General features: G+C 63.8%; 15 protein-coding genes. 7 read left to right on the top strand and 8 right to left on the bottom strand.

Annotated features, from left to right (window positions below):
- Positions 1–48: 48 nt before the first annotated feature.
- Positions 49–891 carry a hypothetical protein gene (locus ACV22Z_RS19055; RefSeq protein ID WP_448077839.1) on the top strand — a complete coding sequence of 281 codons (843 nt, stop codon included), beginning with the start codon at positions 49–51 and terminating at the stop codon, positions 889–891.
- 51 nt (positions 892–942) lie between these two features.
- Here ACV22Z_RS19055 and ACV22Z_RS19050 read toward each other — a convergent pair whose 3' ends face one another.
- A complete protein-coding gene (locus ACV22Z_RS19050) occupies positions 943–1239 on the bottom strand; it encodes a hypothetical protein (protein WP_448077838.1) in 297 nt (98 codons plus the stop codon).
- 603 nt (positions 1240–1842) lie between these two features.
- Here ACV22Z_RS19050 and ACV22Z_RS19045 point away from each other — a divergent pair.
- Positions 1843–2175 carry a cupin domain-containing protein gene (locus ACV22Z_RS19045; protein ID WP_448077837.1) on the top strand — a complete coding sequence of 111 codons (333 nt, stop codon included), beginning with the start codon at positions 1843–1845 and terminating at the stop codon, positions 2173–2175.
- A gap of 139 nt (positions 2176–2314) precedes the next feature.
- On the opposite strand, the gene ACV22Z_RS19040 is transcribed toward ACV22Z_RS19045, so the two are convergent.
- Complete coding sequence (locus ACV22Z_RS19040; RefSeq protein ID WP_448077836.1) at positions 2315–3145, bottom strand: alpha/beta fold hydrolase; 831 nt, start codon at positions 3143–3145, stop codon at positions 2315–2317.
- A gap of 169 nt (positions 3146–3314) precedes the next feature.
- Here ACV22Z_RS19040 and ACV22Z_RS19035 point away from each other — a divergent pair, with 169 nt between their 5' ends.
- The 3 genes from ACV22Z_RS19035 (at position 3315) to ACV22Z_RS19025 (ending at position 6132) form a co-directional block, all read left to right on the top strand.
- Positions 3315–3764, top strand: a complete 450-nt coding sequence (locus ACV22Z_RS19035; RefSeq protein WP_448077835.1) for a MerR family transcriptional regulator — start codon at positions 3315–3317, stop codon at positions 3762–3764.
- A 163-nt stretch (positions 3765–3927) separates the two neighbouring features.
- Positions 3928–4839: an acetoacetate decarboxylase family protein gene (locus tag ACV22Z_RS19030; protein WP_448077834.1), complete on the top strand. Its 912-nt coding sequence runs from the start codon at positions 3928–3930 to the stop codon at positions 4837–4839.
- Between the two features lie 48 nt (positions 4840–4887).
- Positions 4888–6132, top strand: a complete 1245-nt coding sequence (locus ACV22Z_RS19025; RefSeq protein WP_448077833.1) for a saccharopine dehydrogenase family protein — start codon at positions 4888–4890, stop codon at positions 6130–6132.
- A gap of 35 nt (positions 6133–6167) precedes the next feature.
- On the opposite strand, the gene ACV22Z_RS19020 is transcribed toward ACV22Z_RS19025, so the two are convergent.
- A complete protein-coding gene (locus ACV22Z_RS19020) occupies positions 6168–6851 on the bottom strand; it encodes a type 1 glutamine amidotransferase domain-containing protein (RefSeq protein WP_448077832.1) in 684 nt (227 codons plus the stop codon).
- Positions 6852–6984: 133 nt separating this feature from the next.
- Positions 6985–7638, bottom strand: a complete 654-nt coding sequence (locus tag ACV22Z_RS19015) for a TetR/AcrR family transcriptional regulator (protein ID WP_448077831.1) — start codon at positions 7636–7638, stop codon at positions 6985–6987.
- 99 nt (positions 7639–7737) lie between these two features.
- Between ACV22Z_RS19015 and ACV22Z_RS19010 the strand changes: the two genes are divergently transcribed.
- Positions 7738–9213: a coniferyl aldehyde dehydrogenase gene (locus tag ACV22Z_RS19010; protein ID WP_448077830.1), complete on the top strand. Its 1476-nt coding sequence runs from the start codon at positions 7738–7740 to the stop codon at positions 9211–9213.
- Positions 9214–9338: 125 nt separating this feature from the next.
- Here the strand turns inward: ACV22Z_RS19010 and pstS are convergent, their stop codons facing one another.
- The 4 genes from pstS to ACV22Z_RS18990 form a co-directional block, all read right to left on the bottom strand.
- Positions 9339–10517, bottom strand: coding sequence for a phosphate ABC transporter substrate-binding protein PstS (pstS, locus tag ACV22Z_RS19005; RefSeq protein WP_448077829.1), 1179 nt, complete (start codon positions 10515–10517; stop codon positions 9339–9341).
- Positions 10518–10683: 166 nt separating this feature from the next.
- The gene (locus ACV22Z_RS19000) at positions 10684–11301 is read right to left on the bottom strand and encodes a response regulator (protein ID WP_448077828.1); all 618 of its coding nucleotides are present in this window, start codon (positions 11299–11301) and stop codon (positions 10684–10686) included.
- 28 nt (positions 11302–11329) lie between these two features.
- Positions 11330–13000, bottom strand: coding sequence for an MASE1 domain-containing protein (locus ACV22Z_RS18995; RefSeq protein WP_448077827.1), 1671 nt, complete (start codon positions 12998–13000; stop codon positions 11330–11332).
- A gap of 262 nt (positions 13001–13262) precedes the next feature.
- The gene (locus tag ACV22Z_RS18990) at positions 13263–14171 is read right to left on the bottom strand and encodes a LysR family transcriptional regulator (RefSeq protein WP_448077826.1); all 909 of its coding nucleotides are present in this window, start codon (positions 14169–14171) and stop codon (positions 13263–13265) included.
- Positions 14172–14311: 140 nt separating this feature from the next.
- Between ACV22Z_RS18990 and ACV22Z_RS18985 the strand changes: the two genes are divergently transcribed.
- Positions 14312–15076, top strand: a complete 765-nt coding sequence (locus ACV22Z_RS18985; RefSeq protein WP_448077825.1) for an SDR family oxidoreductase — start codon at positions 14312–14314, stop codon at positions 15074–15076.
- Positions 15077–15210 lie beyond the last annotated feature (134 nt).

Genomic DNA, 15210 nt, shown 5'->3' with positions numbered 1-15210 from the left:
GCTCGATCGCATCGGCAGCGGCACGTCGCTGTCGCCGGAATTGCGCTCGTGCTCGAGGTTGCGATGCGCTGCGCGCCCTTCGAAGTTATCGGTTTTCGTGTCGTTTCGCTGATCATGATTCTTGTTCTTTTCAAACTTCTCGTTACGCCGCTCCTGCTGTTGACTGCAACGATGGCCGCTCGCCGCTGGGGCGAAGCGGTTGGCGGGTTTCTGGTGAGCCTGCCGCTCACGTCGGGGCCGATATCCGTGTTCCTGGCACTGGAGCATGGCTCTGCGTTTGCGGCGCACGCGACGGCGGGTTCGCTGGTCGCAACGGCGGCGCAAGCGGCGTTCTGCATCGCCTATTGCAGATTGGCGACCCGTGGATGGCCGGTGGCCCTGGCGGGCGCGTGCGCGGCGTTTTCCGTCGTGGCCGGCTTTCTGCAATGGTGTGTGCTACCGGAAATCGGCCTGTTCATCGTCACCATTCTGGCCGTCGCGCTTGCGCTCAATCTCATCCCGAACATCACGGCCAGAACCGGCCGGCTCGATCCGGCCTGGTGGGATTTGCCGTTGCGCATGGCGCTGATTGCCGGCCTCGTGATCAGCGTGACGTTGATCGCGCCTTATGTCGGACCCGAAGCGAGCGGCGTGCTCGCGTCGTTCCCGTTCATGGCGATCATTCTTGCGGTGTTCGCTCACCGCATGAGCGGTCATGCGGCCGCGCAGCAATTGATACGCGGCATGGCCGCGGGACTGGTGGGCTTTGCTTCGTTCTTCTATGTGCTGAGCATGATGCTGACGCGGACAAACATGCTTGCCGCATACGGCACTGCGATCCTCTGCACGCTCGCGATACAGGCTGTTTCGTTGTACCGGATGCGTGTTCCGGCCGCTTTGCCGACCGAGTAAGCGCACTGCGAATGAATCCCGGATTTGCGCTGGCCGGCGGAAAGAGGAGGGTCAGAAGCCGCTTCTTATCGTGCGCAGGAAGTCACTGGCAGATTGATGCGTGTTGACTGCGTTGATGATGTCGGTGAGAAACCACGGCAGAATCAATTGCGTATCGGGGTCGCTGGCGCCGACGCTGAGCACGGTCGGTTTCGACGTGGTGGCCGCGCGCGTCGCACAGTGGCTGCCTCGCGGGACGCATGTATGGGTCTCGGGCGGGATCTGCTGGGCGTCTTGCTTGCTGGCGGGCACTGACGAGCAGCCGGCAGCGAGCACGACCAGCACAACGGTAGCGTAAAGCGGCGTCACGAAATGAACTCCAGCTACGTTACTTCGACAGAGTGGCTGGTGACGAGTTCGTCAATGCATGAAGTCGATCGTGGCAATGCGGAGACGCTTGTCCACCGTGACTTCCATCATTCTCCATGAAGGGCGCCGCGCTGCGCGGCGCGAGCGTCGTTGTCGCCGGTGCCGGCTGGTCTGGCGTGTGTTTGGCAGGCGGGGTATGCGCTGCAATGATTCGCGGCTTACTTGAGCTTCCAGATTCCCCAGATCGCAATCAGGAAGCCAAGGCCGAATCCGCAGCCCAGCAAGACGTATGTTTCCATGTGGTGCCTCTGAAATTGCGCCAGCCGTGCCGGCGTCAGTGTACGAGCAGCAATGTCGGTACCGTGTTGCCCGAGCCGTTGCATGGTGTCCCATGCTGTGTGGCGGCGCGGCGCGTGACGTTTGGTCGGCGAATACTACGCTTGGCAGCTTTCAGTTCGCATGCGCGATTCCGCCTCCGTTGCCGTCCCGTTTCCGGCGTTGGAAATAAGTCCGCTGCAATGGCGGCTCCCGGACTACAGTGAACATTTCCCCGGCACCATTGAGACGACCGCCTTCACACGACGGTTGACGTGAGGTCGAGCCATGCAACTTCAAACCGGTAACCTGTTCAGCTTCGACGGGAAGCGCGGCGACGACGAGCGGATCGACATGCTCGTCACGGGAGCGCGCCTGAACGTGGAGCGGATCGTGTCGATGGGACACGCGAGCCCCGAGGGGTTCTGGTATGACGACTCGCGCGCTGAATGGGTCCTGCTGCTGTCGGGTGCGGCCGCGCTCGAGTTCGAAGAGGACGCGACGCGGCTCGAACTGCGTCCCGGCGACTACGTGCTGATCGAGCCGCACTGCCGGCATCGCGTCGCGTGGACGCATGCAGAAGAGCAAACCATCTGGCTGGCGATCTATCACGAACGCTGAGTCGAGCGCCGATTCATATGGATTGGCCGGGACTCGATCCGACGGGTAGCGGACCGCCTTCAGCCTGCGATTGCAGACTGAAGGCCGGGCCGGCAGCGGAGTCGGATGCCAGCGGGGCGGCCGTTGGCATCCGTCGCGCTCAACTGCGGATAAACGCGAGCAAATCGGCGTTGATCGTTTCGGCGTTGGAGGTGGGCATGCCATGCGGGAAGCCCGCATAGGTCTTCAGCGTGCTGTTCCTGGCCAGCTTCGCCGACAGCAGGCCGGAATCGGCGTAAGGGACGATCTGATCGTCGTCACCATGCATCACGAGGACGGGAATCGTGGTGCTCTTCAGGTCTTCGGTGAAGTCGGTCTGCGAGAAGGCGACGATGCCGTCGTAGTGGGCCTTGGCGCTCCCCATCATGCCCTGCCGCCACCAGTTCCAGATGACGCCTTGCGACGGCGTCGCGCCGGCGCGGTTGTAGCCGTAGAAGGGGCCTGCCGGAACGTCGTAATAAAACTGCGCCCGGTTCGCCGCGAGCTGGGCCTGGAGGTTGTCGAACACCTCCTTGGGAAGGCCGCCCGGGTTGCTGTCGGTCTTGACCATCAGCGGCGGAACGGCGCTGATCAGCACGGCCTTGGAGACGCGGTCTTCCCCATGACGGGCGACGTAGTGGATGACTTCGCCACCGCCGGTGGAATGGCCGACATGGACGGCGCCCTGCACGCCGAGATGATTGACGACCGCGGCGACGTCGTCGGCATAGTGATCCATGTCATGGCCGTCCCACACCTGGCTGGATCGCCCGTGGCCGCGACGGTCGTGCGCGATGACGCGGAAGCCTTGCGCCAGGAAGAAGAGCATCTGGGCGTCCCAGTCGTCGGCGCTGAGCGGCCACCCATGATGAAAGAAGATGACCTGTGCGTCGCGCGGACCCCAGTCCTTGTAGAAGATGTCGACACCATCTTTCGTTGTGACGTATCCCATGATTGCTCCTGGTCAGTGGGCGATATCCATCAGTGACATGCTTGCCGGTTGCTGCCGATCAGTGATGGCGGGTTGATCGAACGGCAAGGTGGCCGCCGCGTTTCTGTTGGCGACGAAGCGACTCTAGGATTAAAGTTAGGTTTAATGTCAATACGCTGACGAGGCAAGCATGAGAATCGGGGAGCTGGCGAAGCTCAGCGGCCTGACGGCCTCCCGGATCCGTTTTTACGAGGCAGAAGGGCTGATCGCGGGCGTCGAACGCAGTACGAATGGCTATCGCGACTACTCCGAGGATGCGGTGTGGATGCTGGAGATCATCTCAAGCGCGCAGAGCGCAGGGTTCTCGCTCGAGCAGATCCGTCATCTGCTACCGGTGGGGGCCGGCGACTGGCAGCATGACGGGCTGCTGGAAGCGCTCGAACGGAAAGTCGCCGAAATCGACGCGATGCAGAAGCGCCTCAACGAGAACAAGGCGCAACTGCTGGTCGCCATCGACAGCATCAGGAACAGGCCGACCGATTTGAACTGCTCCGAGCGGACGCGGTGGGTGATGGATCGGCTGCGCGATCACGGGGTGGTGTCGAACCGGGGCAAGGGCCGTCGCTCAAGCGCGGAATGATTCGAACGCAAGATTCGCAGCCAGGACGACGACCGACGCGGTCCTCTATTCCGGCGCTTGACCTTAAAGTTGAGTTCAACCTTAAAGTGCTTGCTGACTGCAGTGCGTCAGCAGGCTTCGGGTGTTGCCTGCCACGGTCAATCATCGAGGAGGGGCAACGAACATGGACAGGCGGTTCACACAGGTCGAATTCGGGCCGCACAAGGTCGACGTGCCTGAAGGCGGGTACTACGACCGATTCCGGATGAACCCGAACCTGGACGAGGTGGCGCGCGATCCCGCCGCGGGGAACATCGATTTTTTCCGTCGGATACCGAAGCGCCAGGTTGCTTCGAGGGTCGGCCCGACGTGGGCGCCGAACTTCTACTATCGTTCCAGCAACATCCAGCTGTTGTTCCTTGCGCCGCTCGAACGCTTGCGGGCCATGCTGCCGGTGCCGCTCGAGCCGCTGCGGGCGCTTCCGGGGCACGGGCTGGTGGCGCTGACGTTCTTTTCCTATTCGGTCTGCGATAACGATCCGTATGACGAAGTGTCCGTCGCGGTGGTCATCCGCCGGCCCGGCGCGCGAGGGTCGCACGCGCTGGAGCTGATCGATTCGATGCGCCGCCGGAGCTTCTTTGCACATGTGCTGGCACTTCCCGTCACCACGGAGATTGCGCGGGTGCGCGGCGTACACGGCTATCAGCTGCCCAAGTGGCTCGCCGATATCGACGTGAACATCGGCGCCGACGCAAGCGCTCGCATCGCCGGTCCGGGCGGCCGGCCGGATCTGAGCCTGACCGCGCCGCTCCCTGCGCTGAGCAACGTTGCGCCCCAATCGCGGATGGGCACGACGACCATGATCAATCTCATCGACGGCGAATGGCACCAGACCTCGGTGCAGACCAATACGCTGTCGTTCGCGCAGCGTATGTTGCCGCGCGACGTCAAGCTGGTGCGGCATGGCGGACCGCTGAGCCAGTTGCTCGATGGATTGGGGGCCTCCTCCATCGTTCGTCTCGACGTGGTCAAGGACGCGCAACTGGTCCTCAATCTGCCGACGCCTTTAAACGCCTTCGATGGACCCGCAAAGTAAAGGCAGCGACGCTGATGCTCCCATACTCCCGCTCCGAAGGAATCGTCCATGACCACGCCGGCCTATGATCTCGTCGTATTTGGCGCCACCAGCTTTGTCGGGCAGATCCTGACCCGCTACCTGTCCGAACATCTGTCGGGCGGCGGCGAGACGCTGCGCTGGGCCATCGCCGGCCGATCGGAAACGAAGCTCAGGCGGGTCAGGGATTCGCTGGGCGCGGCGGGGCAGGCGTTGCCGATCATCGTCGCCGACGCGGCCGACGAAGCGCAACTGCAGGCGCTATGCGCGCAAGCGCGCGTGGTCGTGTCTACCGTCGGACCCTACGCGCTTCATGGGGAGCCGCTCGTCAAGGCCTGCGTGGAAAGCGGCACGGACTACTGCGACCTCACGGGCGAGACCCAGTGGATCAAGCGGATGATCGAAAGGTACGAGGCCGCGGCCCGGCAATCGGGGGCGCGCATCGTCCATTGTTGCGGCTTCGATTCGGTTCCGTCGGACATGGGCGTCTTTTTCCTGCAGCAACAGGCCATGCGGCAATGGGGTGGGCCGGCCGCGCAGGTGAAGATGCGCGTCAGGACGCTGAAGGGAGGGGCATCGGGCGGAACGGTGGCGAGCGTGATCAACGTTGTTCGGGAAGCGGCGGCCGACCCCGCGTTGCGCAGGGAACTGCTCGATCCTTATTCGCTGTGCCCGAAAGGTCACGGATTCACGGTGCGGCAGCACGCGGTCAGATCGGCCGAATTCGATGGCGACTGCGCTGCGTGGATCGCCCCCTTCGTGATGGCGGCCATCAACGAGCGGGTCGTGCATCGCTCCAATGCGCTTGCGGGCAACGCCTATGGCAGCCGGTTCACCTATGACGAAGCCGTCATGACCGGCACGGGCCTCAAAGGCCGCCTCGCCGCCCTGACGATGGTGGCCGGCCTGGGCGCGTTCATGGTGGGCGTCGTCATCAAGCCGGTGCGCAGCCTGATGGAGCGGTTCCTGTTGCCGAAGCCCGGTGAGGGGCCGAGCGTCGAGGCCCAGTTGGCCGGCCGCTACGATTTGCGATTCTTCGGCCGCACCGACGACGGGCGAACCCTGCGTGTCAAAGTCACCGGGGATCGCGATCCGGGTTACGGCTCGACGGGCAAGATGCTGGGCCAGGCCGCGATCAGTCTCGCGCTGGATTGCTGCAGGGACGGCGACAAGACAGGGCGCGGCGGCGGCTTCTGGACGCCTGCCACGATGTTCGGCGAGCGCTTTGTCGAGCGTCTGGTTCGCCATGCGGGGTTGCGTTTCGAGTTGATGTGACACGTTGCGTTCCGTGCGTGAACCCGCCTGCCGCGTTACAGGAGTGCGACGACCTGTTCGGCGGTCGCCTTCGCCGACTGCGGATTCTGGCCGGTCACCAGGCGACCGTCGACGACGACGTTCGACGTGAACGGCAGCAGCGCCTTCTCATAGCGCGCACCGCGCTGCTCCATTTCCTGCTCGACGTTATAGGGCACCTTCTTCGCGACGCCGGCCAAAATTTCTTCCACCCACGAATAACCGGTGATCCGGCGCCCGGCGACCAGCAGCGTGCCGTCCGACAGCCTCGTGTTCAGTAATCCGCAATATCCGTGGCAGACCGACGAGACGACTCCGCCGCGTTCATAGATCTCGCGCGTGAGCCGCTGCAACCCGGCATCGTCCGGGTAATCCCACATGACCGCGTGGCCGCCGGTGAAATAGATCGCATCGAAATCGGCCGGGTCGATCTCGTCGGGCCGCGCCGTGTTCGCGAGCAGCGCCTGGTTGGCCTTGTCGGCGCGCCATGCTTTCGCGGCGGCATCCGCGTGCGGCCATTTGAGCGAGCGGGGCTCCAGCGGCGACACGCCGCCCTTGGGACTCACGAGCTGCTGCTGATACCCTTTCGCCGCGAAGATGTGATGGGCATGGGTCAGCTCGGACAGCCAAAGGCCGGTCGGTTGCGACGGGTCGGCGTAGTGCGCGACGTTGCTGACGACGTGAAGTATGCGCTTGGTCATGATGCGATTTCCCCTTCATCGGCCACGGGCGGCCGTCGTCGACGCGCCGCCGTTTTGTCAGATGGCAGAACACATACCCATGGCCTCGATACGCTTGCCGAGGAAAACCATAACCTTTAAGTGAAGTTAAAGGTCAAGATCTTTTTTCCTTGCCCGCTCCAGCGCGCTTTTCAGGCAGAACGAGACCGTCCAGCAAGGTCGTCAACGCATCTTCGATCGCATGATCGCCGACTTTCTCGCGCACCAGCCGTCCGTCGATCGCGAGCATCGTCAGGCCGTGGAGATGCGCCCAGCAGGCTGTCGCCTGGCCGAGCGCGGGGCGCGGGCGGATCGTGCCGGCCCGCTGACCGTGCTCCAGGATGTCGACGACCAGCAGGAAGGGCGCTTGCGTGCGCGGATCGAGATGGATATCCGAAGGCTCCCCGGCATCCGCGGCGAACATCAGGCGATAAAGATCCGGGTTCCGTTGGCCGAATGCGAGATAGGCGTAGGCCAGCGCACGCATGACCGCTGGGGCGTCCGACGCAGGATCGACGGCTGCGGCGAGCGCATCGCGCAGGCGATCGAATCCGATCAGCGCCAGTTCGTGAAGCAATGCCGCCTTGTCCGGGAAATGGCGGTAGGGCGCGGAGTGGCTGACGTTCGCCCGTCGCGCAATCTCGCGCAGCGTGAATTGCCAGCCCTGCTGCTCGTGCAGCGTGTCGAGCGCCGTTTCGATGATCGCGCGCCGCAGATCCCCGTGGTGATAGGCCTTTTGCGCGGCGTCTGCGTCGGCATCTGACGGCATCGTGTTGCTCCAATGTTGACAGGGAACACATTGTGATCCTATGATCCGGATCAAGCAAGTTGACAGTGTCTACATCGACGCAACCCCGTGAGGTGCAACATGGCCGTTTCCGCAGAATCCAGCTCGAGCATCGACCCGGCGGCGTTGCTGGCCCGCCAGCGCAGTGCATTTGTCAGGGAGGGGCCGCCGAGCATGGAGCAGCGCAAGGCGCGGCTCGCCCGCCTGCGCGCCGCGGTACTCGCTCATCGCCGTGACGTGGAGGAGGCGGTCAGTGCCGATTTCGGGCATCGCTCGCGCCATGAGACAGCGATCATGGAACTGGTCGGCGTGATCCAGGCGATCGATTACCTGACGCAAAACCTGCGCCGCTTCATGAAGCCCCAGCGCCGGCACGTCGGGATCTTCTATCGCGCCGGGCAGGCTCAGGTGGAATACCAGCCCGTGGGCGTCGTCGGCGTGATGGCGCCGTGGAACTACCCGTTCTCGCTGACGTTCATTCCGCTGGCCACCGCGCTGGCTGCCGGCAACCGCGCGATGCTCAAGCCTTCGGAATTGACGCCGCGCACCAGCGAGATCATCCGGCGGATGCTCGCGGACACCTTCCCGAGCGAGGAAGTCGCGGTCGTACTCGGCGGCCCGGAAGTCGGCGCCGCCTTCAGCGGCTTGCCGTTCGACCATCTGCTGTTTACCGGCAGCACGCAGGTAGGCCGCAAGGTCATGAAGGCGGCAAGCGACAACCTGGTGCCGGTGACGCTCGAACTGGGCGGCAAGAGCCCCGTGATCGTGGCGAGGGGCCATGTCGATGGCCGGACGATGTCCGACATCGCGTTCGGCAAGCTGTCGAACGGCGGGCAGACCTGTGTTGCCCCCGACTATGCGCTGGTTCACGAAGACGATCTGGACGCATTCGTCGCACAATACGATGCGGCAGTGGCCCGCTTCTATCCGGACGGGCCAACCAGTTCGGATTACACATCGATCGTCAGCGACCGGCATTACGATCGCCTGAGAGGGCTCGTCGACGACGCGCGACGCAAGGGCGCGCGGGTGATCGAGGCGGGCGTGAGTCCGCAGAGCGCGGCCACCCGCAAGCGCACGCTTGCGCCCACGTTGATCGTCGGGGGAAGTGACGACAGCGCGGTCATGCAGGAAGAGATCTTCGGGCCGATCCTGCCCGTGCGCACGTACCGCACGATCGACGAGGCAATCGACTACGTGAACGCTCGGCCGCGGCCGCTTGCGCTCTACTACTTCGGCGCCCGGAATGGCGATTGCGAAACGGTGCTGAAGCGAACCACGTCAGGCAATGTCGGCATCAACAACACGCTCATGCATGTCGCGCAGGAAGACCTGCCGTTCGGCGGCATCGGGCCGAGCGGGATGGGCGCTTATCACGGCATCGAGGGATTCCGCGCGATGAGCCACGCCAAGGGGGTGTTCGTGCAGGGGCGCTTGAGTCTTCCGAGTCTGCTGCGTGCACCGTTCGGCAAGCTCGCCGATTTCGCGCTGGCGGCACTGCTCGGGCCGAGCCGAAACCCGGGCGGCGCACGCGTCTGGCGGCCGCGTGCGGACTAGCGGCAGCAATTAGCAGGACAGACCCTGGAGCGATGGAATGACGCTCGGCGACACCAGGTGGCAGATGGTTCTCCACGTGCCTGACGCCGCGCACGCCCTCGGCCGCGATGGATCGTAAAGTGCGCTCACAAACCTTGCGGCAACGCTTTGGTGTCGCGGGCCACGCTTGCCCGGCTCTTCAGCGAGCCGACGACGGCCACTCCGCCGGCTTGCTGCACGTTGGCCAGTTTCCGGGCCCAATACGCTTCGATCTCCGCGATCAGGTCCGACGGCGGGGTGCCGTAGTTTTCAGCGGCTGCGTCGCCCCGGCCCTCGACGATGGCCCACCGGAAGAGCGCCAGCGCTGCGGCCGAGCCAGCGTCGTCCCCGGGGTCGGCTTTCATCAGGATGAATACGACACCAGGAATCGGCCAGGCCTGGTCGCCGGGCGGATTGGTCACCGTCTGGTAGAAATCGTCATTGCCGCCCCAAGTCACGGATTCCACCGCAGCCTTGAAACTTGCGGCCGATGGCTCGACAAACGCGCCACTCTGGTTCTGAACGATCGCGTGGGCGAGGTGCGCCGGCGCGGCATAGGCCAGTTCGACATAGCCGATCGCCCCCTTCACCTGCCGGACATAAGTGGCGACGAGCTGGCTGTTCGTGGCGTTGACCCCCACGGGCCATTTGACCGTCAGGCCGCTGCCCACCTGGTCACGCCATTGCGTACTCACCGCGCAAAGGTAGTTTGTCCAGTTGAAGGTCGACCCGGAGCGATCCCCGCGATGCACCACGACGATTTTCAGATCAGGGAGCGCGAGACCGGGATTGACCGCCTTGATGGCCGCGTCATTCCATTCGGTGATCTTGCCCAGGTAGATGTCCGCCAGCAGCGCGCCCGTCAAGTGGAGCTGTCCCGCGGCAATGCCATCGAGGTTGACCACCGGCACGAGGCCGCCCGCCGCCACCGGAAACTGGATGAGTCCCGATGCGTGCAATTCGTCGGGTTTCAGCGGCATGTCCGACGCGCCGAATTTCACTTTCGCCGCTTTCAGCTGATCGATGCCGTTCCCGGAGCCAATGGCACGAAAACTGACCTGCTGGCCGGTCCTGTTGTAATAGGAGGCGGCCCACTTCTGCATCAGGGGATCGAAGAAGCTCGAGCCGGCGCCCGTGATCCCGCCCGCCGCCTGCGCTGCCAACGCATGACCCGCGACGACGCACGTCACCGCTATACATCGAAACAGCGGCCACAGGTAGCGCGCCGTCGGGGGAATCAGTGCGGAAATCAGAACGACAATGGTGCGCTGGAATTTTGTGTTCATGGCGGCGGCCCCATCAAGCGTTTGGGTTGCGCCTGCCCACCCGCCCAAGGATCGCGGCGCGCCGGCAGGTACGCATGCACTGTATGCGCTGGCCGCATGCGCATGAATCAGGCGCCCTTCCTAAACGAGGCTAGGGGATTGTCTTATTCGGGGGGCGGGCGCCGCCCTACTGGCTGTCGATCCACTGAATCGCGAAGCGCATCAGCTCCTTGCCGTTACGGATATTCAGCTTTTCCTTGATGTTGGCCTGATGCGCCTCGATGGTCTTCACGCTCCGATTCAGTTTCCCGGCGATTTCGCGGCTGCTGAAGCCGAGTCCGATCAGGTGCAGGATCTCGAATTCGCGTTCCGAAAGGTTCGCAATCGGGCCCTCCGGCTTTTTTTGTGGGACCGTAAGGGCCCGCGCCAGCTTTTCATGCATGGCGGCGCTCAAATAAATATTGCCTGCCAGCACTTCGCGGATGGCGCTCACGACGTGCTCCGTGGCCTCGAGTTTCATCAGGTACCCGTTTGCCCCGGAGCGCAGCGCGCGCTCGGCAAACAGGCTTTCGTCATGCATGCTGAGGACGAGGATGGCCAGATCCGGGTAGCGGTGGCGGAGGGTCTTGACGAGATCCAGGCCGGAGTCCGATTGCAGGCTGAGGTCCACAATGGCCATGTCGGGCCCGCAGGCCATCGCCGCCAGCGCTTCATCGGCGCTGCCGGCCGCACAGCAGACGTTCAGGTCCCCTTGCAGATTCAGCAGGTGCGTCATCCCCTCCCGGATGATCGGGTGGTCATCCACGATCAGGATGCGAGTCGCGCGGGCGGAACTAGACGATTTCCCGTGCATCGCCCGGGCCCTCCGGCAGCGGATAGCGGATGGCGACCGTGGTGCCGCCGAAAGCATTGCGGGTCACGGTGCAGGAGCCGCCCAGAAGGCTTGCCCGGTGACGCAGGTTGTGAAGTCCCGATCCCGACGCATGCGCCATTTCTTCCTGGCCAAGGCCCACCCCGTCGTCACTGATTGAAAGCGTCTGCATGCCGCCTGTCCGCTCCAGGTCGATCCACAAGCGCCGGCCCTGGCTATATTTCAGCGCGTTGTTGACCGCTTCCTGTGCCGCGCGGTAGAGGTTGATCTGCGTGAGCGGATCCAGCAAGTCCACATCCGGTGCGATCTGCAGCATGCAATCCACGCCGTTGAGCGTGCGAGCCGTCTCCGCCAGCCCATGCAGTCCGGCCGCAAGGCCACCATATTCCATGGCAACCGGGTCCAGGCCATGGGCGATTCTGCGGGTCATCAAGGCCGCCTGCTTCACCAATCCGACGATGATTGCGGCATCGGCGGCAGCCGGGTGGCCCAGGCTCTGCAGCTTCTGGTTCAGCGCGGCGCTGTACAGACCGAGGCTGGTCAGGTGCTGGCCAAGTCCGTCATGCAGTTCCCGGCCGATGAGCCGCTGCTGCTGGTCGCCGATCCGGATCAGTTCTCCTTCCAGCAGACGGCGTTGCGCCATCTCTTCCTTGAGTTCCTTGTTGGTCTTCTCCAGGTCTTCGGTGCGCTCCTGGACGCGCCGTTCCAGGTCGATGCGGGCGGCCTGCAGCAGGCTGAGGACACGCTGCTCCTGTGTACGCGCCGCCACCAGCAGCAGCCCGGCTACCGCCACGACGTTCGCGAAGATGCACCACCCGACGAGGCTATCCACCGGCGTGTCGGCGGCGAAGGGGCCCGTGCCGTGGGTGGTACCCCAGATGGCCACGATCGAGACCATCAGCGTCGTGAGGCTGATCCCCAGGTGACCGAAGCGCAGCGCCGCCCAGACGATGAACGGAAAGACCGCCAGGGCGGCAGGATAGTAGCCGTGCCCGGCAAATTGCGGGGCATCGAAGATGAGGTAGCTCACCCAGAACGTCGCAACGGCCAGTGCGCACGCCTCGACGGCCTGCTGTGTGGAGCGCAACGGGTTCGAATACGTGAGGACGCTGAAGAGGGGCGGCGCGGCGACCAGGACGCCCATCATGTCGCCGAGCCACCATTTCAGAAAGGTTGCGCCGTACTCGGCGGGCGGCACCAGGCCCGCGCCAAGCAGCGCGGTTACGCCAATCAGCGCACTGACTGCCGTGCTCGCCACCGCGGCGAGGCCGATGAAAGCCAGCACGTCGTGGATGCGGTCGAGGGTGAGCTGGAATCGGACCGCGCGGTTCAACAATATCGCTGCCGTCAAGGTTCCGACCATGGCGCCGGTGCCGATCACCGCGGCCACGCCTGCGGGCACACCCCCCGACACGTTGGCCAGGAAGGAGCCAATCGCAATGCCCGGGGCAACGGTGAAGCCCAGCGCGAGCAGCGCAACCAGCGCGATGCCGCTGGACGGCCACACCAGAGAGACTGCGCCGCCCACGACCGCAAAGGCAAGGCCAAGCTTTGCGCCCGCGTAATACGCCAATGCAACCATCCCGGTGCGCAGGAAGAGGCTGAACCTGGACTTGCCCCGAATGGTAAGCATTGTTCACACCATATCCTGAAGGACAGATCCTTGCGGGCGTCAACGCGTTCTTTCGTCAGCCAATTGGGTCGCTCGGCGCTTGCTCCCGGCCGGACTTGATGATTGTGGCGGCAGCCACTGCGTTAATCAAACGCTACACAGCGCAGCGCTCCCGGGTCTCTGCAGGACGCGCGCCGATCGCTGTTCGCTGTTCGCGTCATCGATATGCCTGCCGTCGTGGAGTCACGTTAGCCGAGACGCGCGACACGACGGCCATGCCCGTTCACGGTCTGTCCCACGGTGGCACGCCTGAAAACGCGTCGACCAGAAAATCGATTGCCGCACGGACTTTCGAACTGACGTGGCGACGGCTCGGATACAGCGCGAGCACGTCGATGTCCGGCAAGCGGTATTCAGGCAATACCCGAACGAGCCTGCCCGCGCGGAGATCGTCGCCAATCAGGAACGTGGGCTGCCAGATCACGCCTTGCCCTGCGAGTGCCGCCGCGCGTGCCGTGTCGCCGTTGTTGGTGCGGATGTGGCAGTTGACCTCGACAGCATGCGTGTTGCCGTCGTGGTCCATCAATTGCCAGACATCTGCCGTGGTGGCGTAGGTATAGCCGATGCATCGGTGTGCGAGCAGGTCCGCCGGTAAGGCCGGATGTCCGCTGCGCTTCAGATAGTCGGGGGACGCGCACAGGATGTTTGTCGATGTCGCGAGTTTGCGGGCCGCATGGTCGGCCGTGCCGGCGTGCGAGATGCGAATGGCCAGGTCGAAGCCCTCCTCGACGATATCGACGACGCGGTCAATCAGCGTGATGTCGAGTTCGACGTCCGGATATCGCTGCATGAATCGAGGCCATAGCGGCGCGAGATGCAGGATGCCGAAGCTGACCGGCGCATTGATACGCAGCCGTCCGCGCGGTTCGATCGACGTTGCCGACACGAGTCCTTCCGTTTCCGCAACGTCTTCGAGGATCGTCTTGCATCGCGAATAGAGTGTTTCGCCGCCTTCGGTCAATGACAGCTTGCGCGACGTGCGGTTGAGCAGTCGTGTACCGAGATGCGCCTCCAGTTCGTTCACATAGCGGGTTACGTTCGCGGGCGACGTTTCGAGCGCGTCGGCCGCGCGCGCAAAGCTGCCCCGATTCACGACGGTCATGAAGACCTCAAATGCGCGCAGCCGGTCCATATCTGTTCGCCTGTCGTTCACAAAAGCTGAATGTTACCGCCATATTTTTGCTATTTCCGTACAAAGAGATGAATCCTATAGTGCCTCTCACGGAGCCGACGCATTGGGCATCGGTCCATCAATGACGCAGGAGATTGAACATGCAACGCTTGACAGGAAAAGTCGCGATCGTCACGGGCGCCAGCGCAGGGATTGGTCGCGCGGCCGCAAAATTGTTTGCCGCAGAGGGCGCGAAGGTCGTGGTGGCGGCGCGCCGCGAAGCCGAACTCAACGCGCTCGTTGAAGAGATCGCCCGTGATGGCGGAACGGCCGTGTCGCTCGCAGGCGATGTGCAATCCGAAGCATTCGCGAAAGCGCTGGTCGAACTCGCCGTCAGCCGCTTCGGCCGTCTCGACATCGCGTACAACAACGCGGGGACGCTCGGTGAAATGGGACCGTCCACCGGGATCTCGGAAGCGGGCTGGTCAGCCGCGCTGGCCACCAATCTGACGAGCGCGTTTCTCGGCGCCAAGCATCAGATTCCGGAAATGATCAAGCAAGGCGGCGGGTCGATCATCTTCACGTCGACGTTCGTCGGCTATTCGTTCGCGTTTCCGGGCACCGCCGCCTATGCGGCGAGCAAAGCCGGGCTGATCGGACTGACGCAAGCGCTCGCGGCCGAATATGGCCCGCATGGCGTGCGCGTCAACGCCATCCTTCCGGGCGCCGTGGACACGGAGATGTACCGCGGCATGAACGACACGGCCGAATCGCAGGCGTTCGTGACAGGCCTGCACGCGCTCAAGCGAGTCGCGAAGCCGGAAGAGATTGCACGGTCGGCGCTCTACCTCGCATCCGACGATGCGTCCTTCGTGACGGGTACGGCTTCGTTGGTCGACGGCGGTGTGTCGATCACGCGCACATGATTCGTTGAAGGCAGTGTCTGCAGGTTCGCCGCCGCGTTCCGATCGACAGGGCGGCGCGTAATCGTGAAACGGCGGCGGATGTCATCCGGCCGCCGTTTTCGTTTTCACGTGACGGACGCGATCGTCAGGTCACT

The sequence above is a fragment of the Burkholderia sp. PU8-34 genome (assembly GCF_053427725.1).
The sequence above is the reverse complement of the archived record's forward strand: the minus strand, read 5'-3'. Positions and strand labels throughout refer to the sequence as shown.